At 44.4% G+C, this 18237-nt stretch carries 14 protein-coding genes and 1 tRNA gene; 7 read left to right on the top strand and 8 right to left on the bottom strand.

The features are described from left to right. Positions 1-137: 137 nt before the first annotated feature. The 3 genes from gltX to chiP all read right to left on the bottom strand — a co-directional run bounded on the left by gltX (position 138) and on the right by chiP (position 3584). The gene (gene gltX, locus R7P36_RS24220; protein WP_206960080.1) at positions 138-1565 is read right to left on the bottom strand and encodes a glutamate--tRNA ligase; all 1428 of its coding nucleotides are present in this window, start codon (positions 1563-1565) and stop codon (positions 138-140) included. A 177-nt stretch (positions 1566-1742) separates the two neighbouring features. Then, entirely contained in the window at positions 1743-2339 is a 597-nt protein-coding gene (locus R7P36_RS24225) for a DUF2057 domain-containing protein (protein ID WP_206960078.1), read from the bottom strand. A 123-nt stretch (positions 2340-2462) separates the two neighbouring features. Beyond that, entirely contained in the window at positions 2463-3584 is a 1122-nt protein-coding gene (chiP, locus tag R7P36_RS24230; RefSeq protein ID WP_005382007.1) for a chitoporin, read from the bottom strand. Between the two features lie 478 nt (positions 3585-4062). Between chiP and R7P36_RS24235 the strand changes: the two genes are divergently transcribed. Next, positions 4063-6759: a heavy metal translocating P-type ATPase gene (locus R7P36_RS24235; RefSeq protein WP_213900127.1), complete on the top strand. Its 2697-nt coding sequence runs from the start codon at positions 4063-4065 to the stop codon at positions 6757-6759. 21 nt (positions 6760-6780) lie between these two features. Beyond that, complete coding sequence (locus tag R7P36_RS24240; protein WP_213900126.1) at positions 6781-7230, top strand: DUF411 domain-containing protein; 450 nt, start codon at positions 6781-6783, stop codon at positions 7228-7230. A gap of 65 nt (positions 7231-7295) precedes the next feature. On the opposite strand, the gene R7P36_RS24245 is transcribed toward R7P36_RS24240, so the two are convergent. Together R7P36_RS24245 and R7P36_RS24250 are read right to left on the bottom strand one after the other, a co-directional pair. Next, positions 7296-7988, bottom strand: a complete 693-nt coding sequence (locus R7P36_RS24245) for an oligogalacturonate-specific porin KdgM family protein (protein WP_213900125.1) — start codon at positions 7986-7988, stop codon at positions 7296-7298. 439 nt (positions 7989-8427) lie between these two features. After that, a complete protein-coding gene (locus tag R7P36_RS24250) occupies positions 8428-11079 on the bottom strand; it encodes a beta-N-acetylhexosaminidase (protein WP_318122321.1) in 2652 nt (883 codons plus the stop codon). 493 nt (positions 11080-11572) lie between these two features. Here R7P36_RS24250 and R7P36_RS24255 point away from each other — a divergent pair, with 493 nt between their 5' ends. Together R7P36_RS24255 and R7P36_RS24260 are read left to right on the top strand one after the other, a co-directional pair. Continuing rightward, the gene (locus R7P36_RS24255) at positions 11573-12445 is read left to right on the top strand and encodes a TraB/GumN family protein (protein ID WP_213900123.1); all 873 of its coding nucleotides are present in this window, start codon (positions 11573-11575) and stop codon (positions 12443-12445) included. A 151-nt stretch (positions 12446-12596) separates the two neighbouring features. After that, positions 12597-12980 carry a hypothetical protein gene (locus R7P36_RS24260; RefSeq protein ID WP_372009610.1) on the top strand — a complete coding sequence of 128 codons (384 nt, stop codon included), beginning with the start codon at positions 12597-12599 and terminating at the stop codon, positions 12978-12980. Between the two features lie 321 nt (positions 12981-13301). Here R7P36_RS24260 and R7P36_RS24265 read toward each other — a convergent pair. Beyond that, positions 13302-13378 (bottom strand) — tRNA-Pro (locus R7P36_RS24265). 259 nt (positions 13379-13637) lie between these two features. Here R7P36_RS24265 and R7P36_RS24270 point away from each other — a divergent pair. The 3 genes from R7P36_RS24270 to rluF all read left to right on the top strand — a co-directional run bounded on the left by R7P36_RS24270 (position 13638) and on the right by rluF (position 15744). Then, the gene (locus R7P36_RS24270; RefSeq protein ID WP_005382236.1) at positions 13638-13778 is read left to right on the top strand and encodes a DUF3149 domain-containing protein; all 141 of its coding nucleotides are present in this window, start codon (positions 13638-13640) and stop codon (positions 13776-13778) included. 132 nt (positions 13779-13910) lie between these two features. After that, positions 13911-14492, top strand: a complete 582-nt coding sequence (gene smrA, locus R7P36_RS24275; protein WP_005382233.1) for a DNA endonuclease SmrA — start codon at positions 13911-13913, stop codon at positions 14490-14492. Positions 14493-14586: 94 nt separating this feature from the next. Beyond that, entirely contained in the window at positions 14587-15744 is a 1158-nt protein-coding gene (rluF, locus tag R7P36_RS24280) for a 23S rRNA pseudouridine(2604) synthase RluF (RefSeq protein WP_158157296.1), read from the top strand. 64 nt (positions 15745-15808) lie between these two features. Here the strand turns inward: rluF and ybaK are convergent, their stop codons facing one another. Further along, positions 15809-16282, bottom strand: coding sequence for a Cys-tRNA(Pro) deacylase (ybaK, locus tag R7P36_RS24285; protein WP_005382231.1), 474 nt, complete (start codon positions 16280-16282; stop codon positions 15809-15811). A gap of 102 nt (positions 16283-16384) precedes the next feature. Beyond that, a complete protein-coding gene (gene ushA / locus R7P36_RS24290) occupies positions 16385-18067 on the bottom strand; it encodes a bifunctional UDP-sugar hydrolase/5'-nucleotidase UshA (RefSeq protein ID WP_213867395.1) in 1683 nt (560 codons plus the stop codon). Positions 18068-18237 lie beyond the last annotated feature (170 nt).

An 18237-nucleotide genomic window follows, 5' to 3' on the forward strand; every position in this document is an offset into this window, starting at 1 on the left:
GTAGTTTTACAGGCAAAGCCGAAACGGATGATAACCACCTACTGAAGTAGGTGGTTTAGGGCTGAAAACAAAAAAGCCGCGGTTGCTCACCGCGGCTTTGTGACTATTTATTCAAAAGAACGTTCAGTTCAAAGCAATTATGCGTTTGCTTCACGCTCAGCAATGAACTCAAGCGCCATCTTAATGCGAGCAATACAACGCTCTTTTCCAACCAGCTCCATTACTGCATCGACAGAAGGAGACTGACCCCCGCCTGTTACAGCAACACGTAATGGCATACCGATTTTGCCCATGCCGATTTCCAACTCTTCACATACTGCTGCGATAACGCCATCTTTGATGTTCGCTGTCGTCCACTCAGTTAGTGCTTCCACTTTCGCTAATGCAAGTTCTAGAGGCTCTTTAGCCACGCCACGCAGGTGTTTCTTCGCTGCGCCCGCTTCAAACTCAGAGAAATCTTCATAGAAGTAACGGATTTGCTCAGCTAGCTCAACTAGTGTGTTGCAACGCTCACCCACCAGCTTGATCACGTCAGTAATAGCAGGACCATTCGTTACGTCTAGTTTTTGTTGATGTAGATGCCATTGTAGATGCTCAGCAACGTACGCAGGATCTGAGTTCTTGATGTAGTGGTTGTTCAACCATTGCAGTTTGTCAGTGTTAAAAGCAGACGCTGACTTAGATACTGCGTTTAGGCTAAATAGATTGATCATCTCTTCTTGAGAAAAGATTTCTTGGTCACCATGAGACCAACCAAGGCGCACTAGGTAGTTGTTTAGTGCCGCAGGCAGGTAGCCCATATCGCGGTATTGCATGACTGATACAGCGCCGTGACGTTTAGACAGTTTCGCGCCGTCATCACCCAGGATCATTGCACAGTGTGCAAATGTAGGTACTGGCGCACCTAGTGCTTCGTAGATGTTGATTTGACGAGGCGTGTTGTTGATGTGGTCTTCGCCACGAACAACGTGCGTGATACCCATGTCCCAGTCATCCACTACTACACAGAAGTTGTAAGTAGGTGAACCGTCAGTACGACGAATGATTAGGTCATCCATTTGATCGTTGCGGATTTCAATGCGACCACGGATTTGATCATCAAATACTACGCTGCCTTCTTTCGGGTTACGGAAACGGATAACACATGGATCACCATCTTTTGCCGCTTCGTTTGCTGCTTTGATTTTTGGATGGTTAGCATCGTAGCGAGGCATTTCTTTATTTGCTTCTTGCTCTGCACGGATTTCATCTAGCAGCTCTTTAGACGCGTAACATTTGTAAGCTTTGTCTTCAGCAAGAAGCTTATCAACCATTTCGTTGTAACGGTCAAAACGTTGAGTTTGGTAGTAAGGACCTTCATCCCACTCCAAGCCTAGCCATTCCATGCCTTCAAGAATTGCATCAACCGCTTCCTGAGAGTTACGCTCAAGGTCTGTATCTTCGATACGTAGAACGAATTCACCACCTTGGTTTTTAGCGTATAGCCAAGAGTAAAGTGCAGTACGCGCACCACCAACGTGTAGATAGCCAGTTGGGCTAGGAGCAAAACGAGTTTTAACCGTCATTTGAGTTCCTTAGGGGTAATGAGCAACGAGAGATCTCTCGTTGTAATGTCAAGGATAAAAGTGGCGACATTTTACCACCGTAAGTCAATTCTACAATCGGTTTGACAACAGAAATAAAAACAGGGCAGAACCAAAAAGGCACAGCCCTGCTATTTACTGTTAAAGCACGAGACGAAATTACTTCAGGTTACGCATTGCCCATTGCATAAATTCTTGCTGCTCTTCACGGCTCAATTCATTAAACGATGCTTTGATTGTTTTGGTTTCCGCTGGAGAAGACGCAATGCTTGCCTTAGTCGATTCTTTATTCATTGCGTTATTATAGTCGGAAACTTCTCGTTCGTAATCACGAAAACCTTGCAAACCACCTTTACGAAGTTGAACCATAGAGAATGCCACTTCTTTTCCGTTTTTGTCTTTCAATACCACTTTAGGATCGAGTTCGAAGGCTCTCGCCTCTTCAATAGTACGGAATGTTTGATAAGTCAGAGAAAGCTCGGTGTCTTTTTCTGCATCAAACTCTAATACCAGCGGCTGCGAATCGAATTTACGGCGCTTTCCATCTTCAAATACGATTTGCCCAACCGTTACCGCTAATTGGTTTTCCCCATCTTTTAACTCGATGCTGTTGTTCTTGGATATCCACTCAGGGTAGACGAACTCGCCGTTGAGAACGCGAGGAACTAATTCAGATTGCAGAGTGAGTTGAGCAGCAAAAGCTGGCGCCGAAAGCATTGCGCAAAGTCCGAGAAGTGTCGTTGTTTTTTTCATCATGGTTTCTCACTTTATACCAATTTAGATAAGCCTCTAAAATTTACAGGCCAGTCATTTCAAAGGCTTATTTGAATAAGTATCAAGATAAAAAGGGCGTTTCCGCCCTTTTAGCTGCTTCTTTAATTAGAAGTAGTATTCAACACCTACAGAGAACTCGTCGTAGTCAGCAGACTTCCAACGTGCTTCTGTTGGTTTATCTAATTGAGACGCACCGTCGCCAAAGTCTAGAGTACGAGCACGTACGTACAGCACTGCCGATGGGTCTACGAAATACATAACTTGTGCTGATAACACATCGTCCGCTGTATCGTTAATTTTCTTACCATCACGCTCTAGATCAAAGTTAGCGGCGTAAGCCAGTTTGTATTGCCAATCACCCGTGGTGTACATGATAGCGGCAGACATTGCATCTTGCTTTTCACTCACACCATTGCTTGCGTCCGCTTCCATGTATTTGTATTGCGCAAAGAAAGAGATCCCGTTATCAAACCAGCCTTGTGCCCCTACCAAGTACGTGTTGTTTTCCCACGTTTGGCTTTCCATCTTGATATTACGGTTACCTTCATATGCCGCATCTAACTGGATAGGACCAATTTTGTAGTGTGCTGCGATACCACCCCAGTAGTCATCCCCTTCACCTAGACCTGCTTTATCACCTGCACCAGCTGCGATATCTAGGGAGAATTTGTCAGCAAACATTGGAGAGTCCCAGCGGATAGTGTTTGATTGACGGTCTTGGTACTTGGCGCCACCAATAGCACCACCCCAGTCGTATACATCGCCGAGGCCAGGGTTAGATGCTGGCCAGTCAACCAATTCGTACATAGGTGTCAAAACGCGACCCAGGCGAATTTGCCCCCAAGATGCACTTTCAAAACCGACGAATGTGTCACGTTCACCAAGACCTGCGCCCTCGCCACCAAAGCTAGGGTCTACATAACCGCCTTCGATTTGCCAAATAAAAGTAGGGTCGAAGTTAGCAAATTGTTTTTTACCACGGAAACCAATACGAGACTCGTTGTTTAGCTGCATGCCACCCAAATCATCGTCCGTTGCTTTGCTGCCAGAATCGTAATCGCGGTACGCGGCCTGCATCGCGATGATTCCGTAAACTTCATAAGAAAATGAATCTTTGGTTAGAAACTCTTTTGCTGCGTCACTGTTTGCACCATCAGCAAATGCAGCACCACTGAACATCATGCCGGTAATTGCCGTGGCAAGTAGGCTTTTCTTTAGGTAAGACATTATAAACCCCTATATTTTTAGTTTTTTCCATTTTCAAATTCACTAACTAGGACATGGCAGGAACTTGAAACAGTGTTTGGACGGGGCAAATATGACAAACTTTTTTCGCACTAAAAAACTTTCCCTACAGCAATCTGAGCGACTTCAAAATGAGAAGATCAAAAATAAAATAAATCAATAAAAAACAATTAGTTAAAATCAAATATAAAAAATAAAAAACGTTAAAAGTACGTTTTGACACTGAACTGACATTGAGAGCATCTAAAAAACGTGAGCGACTTCATTCATCTTTTAGGTGTTTTAACGGAACTTTATATTCAAAGAGAAAAAACCTTGAGATCACTCGCAAGTAAAATGACCGTGCACTTGTGGGATTCGAGAGATTTTGACGAAATTGTTGTGAGTAGCAAATGGGTATTGACCTTACCCTTGCAGGAAGGTTTAAGCTCATAGCATCACTACTATTGAGGTGCAGATTATGTATCAGTTAGTTATACCTTTATCAGGGCTCAACTGCATGGGCTGTGCGAGAAAAGTTGAGAATGCTTTACATGCGAATCACGATGTGGAGATCCTCAATTTGTCCCCGACGCAAGTAGAGGTCAAAACCGAGTCTTCTCTTAAAGAGCTCGTCTCGTCGATTGAATCTCTTGGTTACCAAGCAGGAAATCACTACGAACTAAACCTTTCAGGCTTAAGCTGTGGCGGTTGCGTCAAAAAACTTTCATCTTTATTAGAATCTAATCAAGACGTTATTTCTTTTGAGGCTTCAACAACGCACTTAGAGATTCGTACCCTCCTCTCCGAGCAACAAGTGATCGACTTAATAGCAACACTCGGCTATACCGCCAACCTTGATTCTGTTGAAGTAGAGAACGAAAGCTCACCAGAGACCGAACAGGTAGAACAGCAAAGCAATATTAAAGATACGCAGGTGCCACCAGCGAGTATTCAATTGCAAATGCTGATTCAAGGCATGACGTGTGCGAGTTGCGTATCTTCAGTAGAGAAAGCACTTACTAACGTGGAAGGTGTTGAGAAAGCACAGGTCAACCTTGCAGAACAAAGCGCACTAGTATTCGCAAGCCAAGACTCTGATGACCTCCTTAACGCAATTGTTGAATCGGTAAAACAAGCCGGTTACCAAGCAGAGATCCTACAAGACGCCGCAACCCAGCAAGAAAAGCAAGCACAGCAACAACGTCAGCAACAAAAACGCTTTAAACTGGATGCTATTGCTGGCCTTGTCGTCGGAGCCCCTTTAATGATTTGGGGCGTTGCTGGCGGCAATATGATGATTCGCAACACCAACGACCAATTAGCTTGGGGAGTGATCGGTATCGTATGTTTACTCCTTCTTGCCACAGCAGGGAAACACTTCTTCAGTAACGCTTGGTTAGCTGCTACTCACAAGCGCGCCACCATGGACACGTTAGTCGCGCTCGGTACTGGCGCAGCGTGGTTCTATTCGATGCTTGTGGTGATTTTCCCAGGCTGGTTCCCTCTTGCTTCACGCCACGTGTACTTTGAAGCGAGTGCAATGATCATCGGCTTAATTTCTCTTGGTCACTATATAGAAGCAAAAGCCAAAGCAAACACAACACGCTCATTGCAAGCTCTGATTAACCTGCAACCTCAGCAAGCTACGGTAATCACGGAACAAGGCGATCAACAAATAACGGTTGAGCAAATCACGCTAGGCATGAAACTGCGTATCAAACCAGGCGAGAAAGTGCCTGTTGATGGTGTTGTGATTCAAGGTGAATCATACATTGATGAGTCGATGCTCACTGGTGAACCAGTACCAGTGTTAAAAGCGCAAGAGGCTCAAGTGTCTGCTGGGACATTAAATACCGATGGTGGATTAGTCATTGAGGCAACGGGCATTGGCGCAAATACCATGCTGGCTCGTATCATCCGCATGGTGCGCACAGCGCAAAGCAGTAAGCCAGCCATCGCGAAACTGGCAGACCAGATTTCATCGGTGTTTGTCCCTGTCGTTGTTGGCATAGCAATACTGGCCGCGCTCGTTTGGTTTGCCGTTGGCCCAGAGCCAAAAGCGAGTTATATGCTGGTGGTCACCACAACCGTCCTGATCATCGCATGCCCTTGCGCTCTAGGCTTAGCAACCCCACTTTCTGTCACGGTGGGAGTGGGTAAAGCCGCAGAGCTCGGCATTCTGATCAAAGACGCCGACGCCCTTCAATTGGCAAGCAAAGTCGACACGGTTGTATTCGACAAAACTGGCACGCTTACCCAAGGTAAACCTAGCGTTCAGCAAGTGTTTACTCACGCCACCAGCCAAGAAGATCTATTGGCTTTAGCGTATGCGGCAGAGCGTCAGTCTGAGCACCCACTGGCAAAAGCGGTATGTGATTACGCCAAACGACACGACGCAAAGGGTGTCTCATTAGACAAGTTTGAGAACGTTCGCGGGCGCGGCATTTGGGCGACGTATCAAGATAAACCGCTGCTCATTGGTTCGCTTCAATTTATGCAAGCAGAGAACGTCGAGACTAGCGCACTAAAACCTGCCATCGATGAATGCGCAAAAAATGCGTGGACTCCGGTAGCTGTGGCATTGAACGGCGAACTGATCGGCCTGATCGCCATTGCCGACCCGATCAAATCAGATGCGAAACAAGCGCTCTCTGCATTAAAATCGCAAGGCATCAAAACGGTAATGCTGACGGGCGATAACCAACACGTTGCCAATGCTATCGGCCAAGAACTTGGTATTGATGAAGTGATTGCCCAAGTAATGCCAGATGAGAAAGCTCAGCACATTGAGCAACTTCAATCTCAAGGACATGTCGTGGCAATGGTGGGGGATGGCATTAACGACGCCCCTGCTCTCGCCTTAGCCAACCTTGGTATTGCCATGGGTAGCGGCAGTGATGTCGCCATTGAAAGTTCGCAAATGACCATCCTGAACACGTCACCAATGGCGGTAGTACATGCGATTGAACTCTCTCGCGCTACACTTAAGAACATGAAGCAAAACCTATTTGGTGCCTTTGTTTACAACTCGTTGGGTATTCCAGTTGCCGCAGGTGTGCTTTACCCAGCGTTTGGATTTTTGCTCAGTCCTGTTGTCGCAGGAGCGGCAATGGCACTGTCTTCAATTACTGTCGTTAGTAATGCAAATCGACTACGACTGTTTTCAGTAAAGTAACCACTTCTTTTTGAGGGTATTATGAAGTTGAAACTATTGACCTTTGCAATGCTTGCGACCGTGTCCGCCAACGTATTGGCAGCCGATGTCATTAACCACAAATCGCCATACTGTGGCTGTTGTGGAGAATGGACAAAACACATGGAAGAGAACGGCTTTACGGTCGAAGAAAAATTGCACGATGACATGAACGCCATCAAACGCGAGCTAGGCATCAAGAACGAACAGCTTTACTCTTGCCACACGGCAGAGATCAACAGCTATCTGTTCGAAGGTCACATTCCAGCCGAAGACATTAAAGCGTTTTTGAAAAATCCACCACGTAACGCAAAAGGCCTATCAGTACCGGGCATGCCAATGGGCTCCCCTGGTATGGAATATGGCGACAAAAAAGACAGCTACACCGTTTACGCCTTTAACGAAAAAGGCCAAGTGTTCGAATATAGCCACCACGAAGGCAACGACCAATAAAAACAAAGCCCAGCGAGATAAACCGTTGGGCTTTTTCTTAATGGACAGTTAAGACAAATATAAAATTAGAAGCCGTAAGAGGCACCAAATACAAAAGCGTTATTCACTAGGCTGTCACCACTCGCGTTTTCTGCACCGTGTGCTTGACTACGGAACTCAAAGTAAGGTTGAACACCTTTACGAGTCCACGTTGCACGAAGCTCGTGGTCCATGGTTTCCGCTTCAATCATGTAGACGTTGTTGTAGCTTAGCGTCACATCCTCATTCATCACGTAACCGATGCGGTTGTCCATGCGGTAATCTGTATCCGCATCTGCGTCTGTCGCATCAATGTGCGCACGAGTACGGTTACTTAAGGAGATGCCGTTATCGAAGTTGTAACCGATCTTAACCAATGGACGGTACTGTACGTTCTCGCCAGCAGAGAACAGGTGTTGGTAACCCGCGGCAACCCATAAATGATCGGTAAGATTAAATGACTGCTCACCACCCACAGTGATTGCTGGTGTTGTGTTACCTGCGCCACCGTTTTCTGTTTCCAGTTTACCCAACTGAATACCATCAAATTCGGTGTAAACCGTAAAGCCGCCGAATTGGTTATCAAAAGTATGACCAGCTTCCAGTGTAGACGTAACGTCCGAACCATGAATTCGACCATCATCGTGGAATTGAACATTACCTGTTACGTAAGAAGAACCAGCAAAAGCGCTAGAAGCGAAAGCGAGAGAAAGAGCACTCAGTGCAAAAATGTTTTTCATAATTACTGCCTTTATTTATTCACGTTATGCGATAGTTTTAGAGGGCATCTCTTCCCTTTTATCGCAAACTTTGGAATGTGCCTCCTTGGCGTTCGCAATATTGTTTTAATTAATTCGCGATGAAAAATAAAACATTTTAAAAAGTGATCTTGTTCAAACCGAAGCTCAACAACCCTGATAAAAACATGGAAAATACAGGCACTTATCGTATTTTTATAAAATTATTCAAAAAATAGAAGTGTGATCGTAAACAGATAATTTATTGATATTTAGCAGATTAAGTCGATCCAGTTCACAATAACCTTGACCATTACAACCAAAAACTTATTTATCAATGAAAAATAATTAGACATCGATCACGCTTAATTTCCTCAAAAAATAAAGAAAGCCCCAACATGAGGTTGAGGCTTTGCCAAAAAATTAACTTACAAGAATTGAGTTATTTCACGCTGGTCACTCGACTTGCTTTCTCACCAGTTGCTGACACGGAACGGATAAACACTTCACCTTTCACATTTGGACGAGCATTATCTGCGTAAGTTAGCCAGTTCTTGCCGTCTAGAGAGTATTGAAGCTTCACCCCTGGGAACTGAACGTTCATTGCTAGCTTGCCATCTTCTACTTTCGCACCTGGTACAGGCAGGCGGTAGTCGATATCTGATTTTTCTAGCTTAGCCAGTTCACGTTGGCCAAGTACGTTCGCAAAGCGGTTGTAGTCTTGGTTTAGCGCGACTTTGTCTACTAGGTTAGAGTTTTGCGAGTATTCAACACCCACTTTGTAGTCGTTTTCCCAATCAGCACGGTGCCATGCACGCTCAGCGGCTGCTAGTACGCGAGGGAATACCATGTACTCGTATTGCTCATCGTTACGTACTGTCTCAGACCAAAGCTGTGCTGATAGACCGTAGAAAGGTTTCGCTTCGATTTCACCTTTACCAGTGAAGCCGTTACCATCGCGGTCTACAGAGGTTTCTGCGTTCTGAGGCATGTTCTCTGGTGCAAAACCAAACATCTTACGAGTATCTGTTGCACGCGTCGCCCAGTAGTAACCACGCTCTTTCGGGTCAACTTCGTACGGCATGTCCATGTATACGTAGTCTGGGTTAGAAACGATAACGTCGTAACCTTTCTTAGACCATTCGTACACTGATGATGTGCCACCCCAGTAAAGAACGTCCCAGAAGTTAACACGTGTGTTTTCTGTTGCGAACGCTTTCTCACCTTCACTGTACTTAAGGCCATCTTGCCAAGCTTGGAAGTTTGGAATGCCTTTCTCTGCCACCATCTTCGACACTTCTTCTGCAAAGTGGCTTGGTAGATGAGCAAAATCGCTTACCGTACCGTCTGCAATTAGCGTCTGACATTGTGGTGACTGTGCGAATGGCTTGTCTTGCTTAGACAAATCAATGTTACCCTTACAGCTTACTTTGTCTTCTGCGTTGATGTCTTGCAGACCAGCGCCTAGCTTGATGTTCTTCGCTTCGTCACCACCAAAGTGCCATGTTGTTAGCGGCGTGCCCGCTTCTTGGTGCATTGCTGCTACTTCTGAAATCACTTTATCAACAAAGCGAGTGGAAGATTCCATACATGGGTTGATGAAGCTTTGCTTGTTGTAGAACTGAACCGTTGTTACGTTCGATGTATCTTGAGGATCCATCAGGCGGTACTCGTTCGCTTCTGCTTCTTTACCTTCTTCCATTAGACGGTCGTAACGTGCTTCCATTGATACCACTGCTGCACGAGCGTGTGCTGGCATATCGATTTCAGGAATCACTTCGATGTTACGCGCTTTCGCGTACTTCAAGATGTCCACGTAGTCTGCTTTGCTGAAGAAGCCAGAACCAAAGTTGTCTGTCGTTGCACCTGAGCCAAGCTGAGGCAGTAAACAGCTTTTCTCTTCCAAATCGAAACAACGGTTAGCACCCACTTCAGTCAGCTCAGGCAGACCCGGGATTTCTAAACGCCAGCCTTCATCATCCGTTAGGTGAAGGTGTAGTTTGTTCATCTTGTACGCGGCCATTTGGTCAAGCGTTGCAAGAATCGCGTCTTTAGAGTGGAAGTTACGAGCCACGTCCACCATCACACCACGGTAATCAAAATGCGGCGCATCTTTAATAGACAGTTGTGGTAGAGAATCAGCATTTTGGCTATCTACCAGGCCAAAGATAGATTGTACTGCGTAGAAAGCACCTGCTTGGTCAAACGCTTTAATCGCAATACCGTCGCCTTTGATGCTCATTTCGTAAGCACCAGATTTTGCCAATTCACCGGTGAAGTCTGCAGGAACAACAGTGATGCTTACAGGAAGATCACCACGAACATCCACACCTACCACTTCTGCACGACCTTGAATTGCTGCGTATTGAGCCGCATCGAATGCGTCTTTAGGCAGCGCAATACCCGCCACGATATCTACCGTACCGTTACCTGCTTCAACAGACAGTGGCGTTGGTAGTAACGTGGTTGATACGTCTTGTTTTGCTAGGTCTTCGTTCTTCTCGAAACGAGACACAGCGTTTGCAAATACGTTGTTGTCATCAGGCGTACGTTTTAGGTTGTTACCCTCAAGGCCAGTCACGAAAGATGCAACGTCTTCTGTGTTAAGAGAAGCGATCATCTTAGGCTCTGCATTTGGTGCAGCAACGAAAGCGCCTGGCATGAAATCAGTTTCAAATAGCTGCCAGTATTCAGCAACAAGAGGAAGCACAACCTCTTCACCCGCAGCAAAACCATCAAACTTATCTGTTGGTTCTAGTTTGTGTAGATCACCCGTTACGCGAGAGATTTTGAACTGTTCGTTTTCAACATCCAGAATCAGACGAATGCTGTGGAAGTAAATAGCCCAATCTTTTGAGTCAACCGCTTCACCTTGGTTAACCAGCGTCATGTTTACCTTGTTACAAGACGCCCACTCAGCCCCTAAGCCCTGACAAGCAAGACCTTCGTTTGCACCGTGGTTAGTCAACACTTGGTATTGAATATCAAGATTATTAGCCAACGAATTTACAACTTGTTGTTCAGAGCTTTGCAGCGCAGAGCAACCTGCTAATGTAGTGATAACAGAAACAGCAATCAGACTAGGTTTAAACATCTTACTTCCCCAAAAAGTCAGTGGTTCAAAACGACAATGATAAAAATCTCGGCCCCTCAAATGCGAGGTGCCTAACCGTTACATTCAACATACAACCTGTTATTTCTAAGCGTAAAATAAATAGAAATAGGAAGTGATCCAGCTCAAAAAATGACACTCAGCAAAAACAATAAAAACCTAATTTTCATAGAGTTACAATACACGTCAAAATCGAACAACTTGTTTTGACGAGTTTGCTGCGATCTAGGTCACTTATATTCATGAGTTACGACTGATTTTGTAAGATTTGGATCACGCCTAATTATTTTGTGAACCATTAGTAAGCGAATTACCTATTTACCTTTCGTGAAGTGACTCTCATTTATTCGTCGTAAAAACTCGTCAATATTTTTAGAAATGACGATTTTGTCGAATACCCCACTGGAGAAATTGCACTTAACCTCACGCTATTTTGCGTATAAAGTTTAAAGGTATCTTATCTGAGGACCATTCTATGTTTCGTCTCTTGACGCTCATATCATCTCTACTTGTTACTTTGACTCCTTTTTCCTCTTATGCAGAGCCACAGCATTGGTTAGCGAAAAAAGGGGAAACCGAACTTATGATTATTGGCTCGGTGCATGTGGGGGATAAAACGATGTACCCACTCCCTAGAACGGTCATCCAGCATTTAAGCCAAAGCGCAGGGTTGATTATTGAAGCAGACGTCAGGAATTCTGAAGGCTTGGTTTACCCACAAACAACCATTCTTTCTAAAGATGTTTTAGACAGAGCTCAACGTCGCCACTTAATTGAAATTGCCCAAGATTTAGGTTTGCCAGAAACTCAACTCCTAAATTCCCCACCTTGGATGGCGGCATTCACCATCCAACTCGCTGTAGTCAACAAACTGGGGTATGTCTCTGATAAAGGGGTCGACATGCACTTAATAGGACTCGCTGATAAAAAGCAAATCCCGGTCATTCCACTGGAGTCCGTGCAATTCCAAATCGATTTAATCGCAGGTCAATCAGAAGGCGGTAAAGAGATACTTCTCTCATCAATTGAAGAATATGATGGCGGAGAAGAGTTGGTTCAATGCTTGATAGAGAGTTGGAAGAGTGGTGATGGTAGCATGTTGGTCGAAGCCTCTTTGACCGATCATACAACAGAAGAGTTTAACCAAGCCTTTTTATACGAGCGTAATCGAGATTGGGCTAAAAAACTCGACACTGGCAGTGTTCTACCTCAGCAATCGGGTCGTTACACCGTTGTTGTTGGTGGCTTGCATTTAGTAGGTAAAGATAACCTGATTGAACTGCTTAAAAATCGGGGATTTAACATCAAACCACTGGGTAAGACGCGCCAAGCAAATTGTGATATCTAGTGATTGTTTGAAAAATGCCATTTAAATACAATTATTTAAATACAACCATTTAAAATTCATTCAAACTTTCTTATAAAACGCCGTTAAGCTAAGTGGATACAAAACAACTCATATGAAATTTAAATATTTATTCCTATACACGATGGGAATTATGCTCACTTCTTCGTTGTCTTATGCTAAACCGCCATGCAACGTAGAATCTTTTCAAGCTATTGATATAACTCCGGAAGTAAAAGGCGGTGTTTTAGATAAAGAGAGTGGTCAATTTCTTATTACCGAAAAACCAATGATGCGTTGCGCGAACATCACGTTTTCAACAGCCCACACTCGAAATCGCGTTGCACATATGATGAACCAAGGCTTTGAAGCGGTTTACTATGATGGAAATACAAGCAAATCTCACTCAGTAACGTTTGATGAAGACGATTTAAAAGCGGGTTACGTCAAGATTGGTCCAAATCACCCAAAGACCGCTTATGTCTGTTTCACTACTTCTGAAACTCCTATCAATACTATCTCGTGTGACATCAAGTAATAAATTTACTCGCTCTAAAAAATGAAAAGGCCCTACATTTCTGTAGAGCCTTCCTCTCAATACGTGTCGGTGAAGTGCCATATTCGAACATCAGGCGAACCCCAATTTGATTCGATACTATTGAAGTCTAAAATTACTAGCGCCAAAAACGACGAAAGCCTGCTCATTGAGCAGGCTTTCTAAAAGTGATCGGTGAAGTAGGGATTCGACGCGACTAGGCTTCCAGAGGACTGGCATTCCAGACCCCGATCCTCTGGTTCCAAATAAATATCACCAAATACGAAAAAGGCTCTACATTTCTGTAGAGCCTTTTTCTCAATATGGTCGGTGAAGAGGGATTCGAACCCCCGACCCTCTGGTCCCAAACCAGATGCGCTACCAAGCTGCGCTATTCACCGAGATGTTTAACTGAGGAATTGTCCCCGTCAACGAATGCGTATATTACGGATTCTGAACTGTGGCGCAAGTGCTTTTTACAAAAAAACCTTAGGTCTTAATTCGTTTGATGAATAACTGAACACTAGCACGTAAAATGTGACTGATAACTCACAACAAAATACAGTTTATTAACCTTAGCAACATAATTGATCCAGATCAGTGTGCAACAAGACACCGCCATTTAGTTTATTCCTGTCGGGAACATCTTGGAGGAAACGTATGGACTTTTGGCTTGATCTCCTATTTGGTAATGCAGTGGGTCTATCGTCAATGATAGTAATTTTTGGGGCAATTGGTCTGATGTTATTTTACGGCGGTTTCTTCATATACAAGATCATGAACGACAAATCTCCTCACTAGATCTCGCTTAGCTCTAGAAACGCTTTGCACCGGAGTCGGTTACTTGCCTACTCCGGTTTTTTATTTGATCTCAATGCACCACTCATTGATATAATCCTATTATTCTTCCCTGTTCTTAATGAGATTACTGCTATGTCTCACGACGACGATTTTGATCTATTTCAACAGATGATGGGCGATGTAAAGCCAATCACTCAAGACACCACCGAACACAAAAAAGTACACCAAGTAACAGAAGCACAGCTCGCAAAACGCGAAGCAGCAATCTGGTTAACGGAAGATGACCCAGAATACCTATCACTTGATCACGCTGAAATGCTCAAGCCAGAGGACTTTGTTGAGTTCAAACGTGATGGTGTACAGGACGGGGTTTACCGCAAACTTCGCCTTGGTAAGTATCCAATCCAAGCTCGCTTGGATTTGCACCGTAAAACATTGAAAGAAGCACGTGATGAAGTCGTGACGTTTTTAAAGCAATGCCTATCAATGGACATTAGAACGGTCGTTATCGTCCATGGTCGAGGAGAACGCTCAAATCCACCTGCAATGATGAAAAGCTTTGTTAGCAGTTGGCTACGACAAATAAAGGAAGTCCAATGCGTCCATAGTGCGCAACGCTTTCACGGTGGAACTGGAGCCGTTTACGTCCTACTTAGAAAAAGTGCGGAAAAGAAATTAGAAACCCGCGAACGTCACCAAAAACGGTTAGGCTAAATTTCACCCTAATGCTAGAATGCCCGCCCTTATTCTTCCTTCCCCTTAAAGGAAGGGAGCTTCATTCGCCGTTGTGAAACGTTAGGAGACAAAAATGTCACAAGACAACGCTAAACGATTAAATAAATTCATCAGTGAAACGGGGTTTTGCTCACGCCGTGAAGCAGACAGACTGATTGAGCAAGGCCGTGTCACCATTAATGGCAACAAACCTGAAATGGGGACACAAGTGCTACCTGGTGATGATGTTTGTGTGGATGGTAAGCCAGTGGCAGCAAAAGAGAAGCCGATTTATATCGCTCTCAATAAACCAACAGGCATCACCTGTACAACTGAGAGAGACGTCCCTGGAAACATCGTTGATTTCATCGGCCACCAAAAACGTATCTTTCCGATCGGCCGCTTAGACAAACCCTCTGATGGTCTGATCTTTTTGACCAACGATGGCGACATCGTGAACAAAATCCTTCGCGCAGGCAACAGCCACGAAAAAGAGTACGTCGTACGCGTGGACAAGCCAATTACAGGCGAGTTTCTCAAACAGATGTCAAGTGGCGTTAAGATTCTCGACACAGTCACCCTACCTTGTAAGGTAACGAAAGAAACTAAATTCTCTTTCCGTATTGTGCTCACTCAAGGACTTAACCGTCAGATCCGTCGCATGTGTGAAGCGCTGGGCTATGAAGTATTCAAGCTGCGTCGCGTACGCATCATGAATATCTCTCTTGATGGTATTCCCAATGGGAAATGGCGTTATCTAAGTGACGAAGAAGTGGCAGAGATCCTAGCAATGTGTGAAGGCTCGGTAGGTACAGAAGAAGCATCAAAAACAGACTCTAGAGGTCGCAACATTCGTAAAGCGACCGACGCGAAGCTGTTTGATAGCCGTGAAGAAAACCAAGATTCTACTGCTCGTCGTAACCAGAAGACACGAACTTTCCGCGGTAACAATGCTGATGAATTCCGTCATGCACCAAACTCGAAAAAAGGTCAACAAAAGCGTCGTCAGCGTGATGATGAAGGCGGACGTCCAGCTAAAGAACATTACAAAGCGAAATCACAAGGTGAACGCAGCAGACCGCAAGGCGAGCATGGTAAATCGCACCGTAAACCAGATGCATCGAGCAATACGCATTCAGCAAACAAGCCTCAATCACCGAGTAAGCCTAAGCAGCATTACATGAACCCAAATGCCGCGAAACCAAGCAAACCAGCTAAACGCACTGGTGGTACATTGAGTCTGAAGAAGTAACGCTTCACTGACAGGCAAGATCAAAAAAGGACGCTCATGAGCGTCCTTTTTATTTGTCATGAGTTTACAAACAAAGAGGTGCAAACTGACCACGAGTTAAGCTCAGCAAATCTCTCGGGGCTAACTCAATTTCTAAACCACGTTTACCAGCACTCACACAGATTGTGTCTTGCTCTGCTGCGCTTTCGTGCAAAAAAGTAGGTAAGGCTTTCTTCTGCCCTAGTGGGCTAATTCCACCAACGACATAACCTGTGGTCTTTTGGGCGATTTCCGGATCAGCCATATCGGCCTTTTTGCCCTTCGCTGCTTTCGCCGCCAGTTTTAGGTTCAGCTTTTGATCAACAGGGATAATCGCAACCGCAAGGTTCTTTGGCTCCCCGTTCAAGCAGAACAGCAAGGTTTTAAATACTGTTTTCGGATCCTGCCCCAGTACTTCAGCAGCCTCCAAGCCATAACTATCGGCTCTAGGGTCATGCTCATACTGATGAATCGTGTGTGGAATTTTTTTCTTTTTCGCAAGATTAATGGCCGGAGTCATCAAGATTCTCCTCATAAAAACAAAAAGCGCAGATTGAATTGGATCTGCGCTTTTAGTTAATGATATCAGCGGGTTTGAGTCAATCGCTTTTTCTCTGTTGGGTTACTGATCAATCGCCGTATCAACTAAATACGTGATTTCACCTGAAGGGGCATACTCATTAACATCAATAGGGCTATGTGTTTCTAAATAATCCTTCAAAACTTCAGCATCGGTAAAACCTGTATTTACATACCCTGGATGATCGTCGATTTTAGGGTAACCATCTCCACCAGCAGCATTGTAGCTTGGTACGGTAAAGCGGTAATTACCATCTAAGCGAAGTTGCTTATTACCAATAAACACATTGGTTACCTCACCATTATTGATACTCATCGCAATGCCGGCAAACTGTGCATAAGCACCAGAGTCAACAGGCTTAGTTGCAACGACATTTAGATAATCTAATACCTCTTTACCCGTCATATCAACGTAAGAAACCATATTGCCAAATGGCTGAACAGTGAGCACGTCTTTATAAGTAATATCACCCGCAGCAATCGAATCTCGAACACCACCAGAATTCATTACAGCAAAATCTGCTTTCGCACGTTCCATGTGAGCCGTTGCAATTAATCGACCTAAGTTTGTTTGCTGGTAACGAACCACATTGCGGTCACCCTCAAGCTTACCGTTAGATTCTGCAATCTTCACGTTTAGTTTGCCCTGACCTTTTTCTTGATAAGGACGAAGAAACTCAAGCATCATTTCGTCTTGTTTAATCTCATCTTGGATCAAGACTCGTTGCGACTGACCATCAACTTTAACTTTCTTTTTCAAGTTTACAGGGATTAGATCGTAGCTCACCATCGAGAGTTCGCCATTACGAAACTCGTAATCGGCGCGTCCCACATATTTCCCCCACTCATGTGCCTGAACAATAAAGGTACCATTTTGTTTATCGGGCTGACATTCATCACCTGGTTTAAAGTTCTTTTTGATAACGTTTGGACCTTCCATGCACACAGGTTCTTGTGAGTGTCCTCCAACGATCATGTCGAGATCGCCGTCATTCAAATAACGAGCTAACGCCACATCGCCAGGAGCATTGATGCCTCTATTACCATTTTCATAGTGTCCCATATGCGTGACAGCAAAAATCAGATCTGGATACTCTGTTTCTTTCAGTTCTGCAATCAGCTTCTTGGCTTCTTCTTTTGGGTCACGGAAGTCAATTTGTTCAATGAATTCAGGGTTGCCAAGTTTCGCTGTGTCTTCGGTTGTAAGGCCAATGACCGCAATTTTAATGCCCTGCTTTTTAAACATCGCGTATGGTTGGAATAAACGCTTGCCAGTATTTTTATCGTAAATATTGGCAGACAACATCGGAAAGTTTGCCCACTCTTGCTGCTTGAATAGCACGTCCAATGGATTATCAAACTCATGATTACCTAGAGCCATCGCATCGTAACCAATTTTGCTCATGCCTTTAAAATCCGGCTCGGCATCTTGTAAATCAGACTCAGGTACTCCTGTGTTGATGTCACCACCAGAAAGCAGTAACACGCTGCCCCCCTCAGCCTGTATTTCTTCTCGCAAATCATCGATTAACGTTTTACGCGCCGCCATGCCATATTCACCGTATCGATTTTGCCAAAAGCGACCATGATGATCGTTAGTGTGCAACACGGTCAATTTATAGGTTGTATCGGCATTCCATTCTGGTGCAGGTTGCGTAGCACACCCTGCTAACGAGGCCAAGATAGCGGCACTCAAAACAGTTTTGATCATCAGACGCTGATTCATTTATTTACCTTTTTCTTATTGGGATTACTGATGCACATTTTAAGCATTGGATCTATTTGAAAACCACGTGCACCCTAACACATTGATTTAATAATTATGATGCATTGTTTAGCAATAACAAATTCATCAGTAACAAGTTTGAGAATTTACAGTTTTTCAGATAAAAAAAT

This window comes from Vibrio sp. 397, assembly GCF_033339395.1.
GTDB classification, from domain to species: Bacteria; Pseudomonadota; Gammaproteobacteria; order Enterobacterales; family Vibrionaceae; genus Vibrio; species Vibrio alginolyticus.

What these genes read in the sequence shown, in the direction of transcription:
- smrA (WP_005382233.1), top strand. Translation starts at nt 13,911, where the DNA reads ATGTCTCACGACGACGATTTTGATCTATTTCAACAGATGATGGGCGAT.
- R7P36_RS24250 (WP_318122321.1), bottom strand. Translation starts at nt 11,079, where the DNA reads ATGTTTAAACCTAGTCTGATTGCTGTTTCTGTTATCACTACATTAGCA.
- rluF (WP_158157296.1), top strand. Translation starts at nt 14,587, where the DNA reads ATGTCACAAGACAACGCTAAACGATTAAATAAATTCATCAGTGAAACG.
- R7P36_RS24240 (WP_213900126.1), top strand. Translation starts at nt 6,781, where the DNA reads ATGAAGTTGAAACTATTGACCTTTGCAATGCTTGCGACCGTGTCCGCC.
- ushA (WP_213867395.1), bottom strand. Translation starts at nt 18,067, where the DNA reads ATGAATCAGCGTCTGATGATCAAAACTGTTTTGAGTGCCGCTATCTTG.
- R7P36_RS24245 (WP_213900125.1), bottom strand. Translation starts at nt 7,988, where the DNA reads ATGAAAAACATTTTTGCACTGAGTGCTCTTTCTCTCGCTTTCGCTTCT.
- ybaK (WP_005382231.1), bottom strand. Translation starts at nt 16,282, where the DNA reads ATGACTCCGGCCATTAATCTTGCGAAAAAGAAAAAAATTCCACACACG.
- R7P36_RS24235 (WP_213900127.1), top strand. Translation starts at nt 4,063, where the DNA reads ATGTATCAGTTAGTTATACCTTTATCAGGGCTCAACTGCATGGGCTGT.
- R7P36_RS24255 (WP_213900123.1), top strand. Translation starts at nt 11,573, where the DNA reads ATGTTTCGTCTCTTGACGCTCATATCATCTCTACTTGTTACTTTGACT.
- R7P36_RS24260 (WP_372009610.1), top strand. Translation starts at nt 12,597, where the DNA reads ATGCTCACTTCTTCGTTGTCTTATGCTAAACCGCCATGCAACGTAGAA.
- R7P36_RS24225 (WP_206960078.1), bottom strand. Translation starts at nt 2,339, where the DNA reads ATGATGAAAAAAACAACGACACTTCTCGGACTTTGCGCAATGCTTTCG.
- gltX (WP_206960080.1), bottom strand. Translation starts at nt 1,565, where the DNA reads ATGACGGTTAAAACTCGTTTTGCTCCTAGCCCAACTGGCTATCTACAC.
- R7P36_RS24270 (WP_005382236.1), top strand. Translation starts at nt 13,638, where the DNA reads ATGGACTTTTGGCTTGATCTCCTATTTGGTAATGCAGTGGGTCTATCG.
- chiP (WP_005382007.1), bottom strand. Translation starts at nt 3,584, where the DNA reads ATGTCTTACCTAAAGAAAAGCCTACTTGCCACGGCAATTACCGGCATG.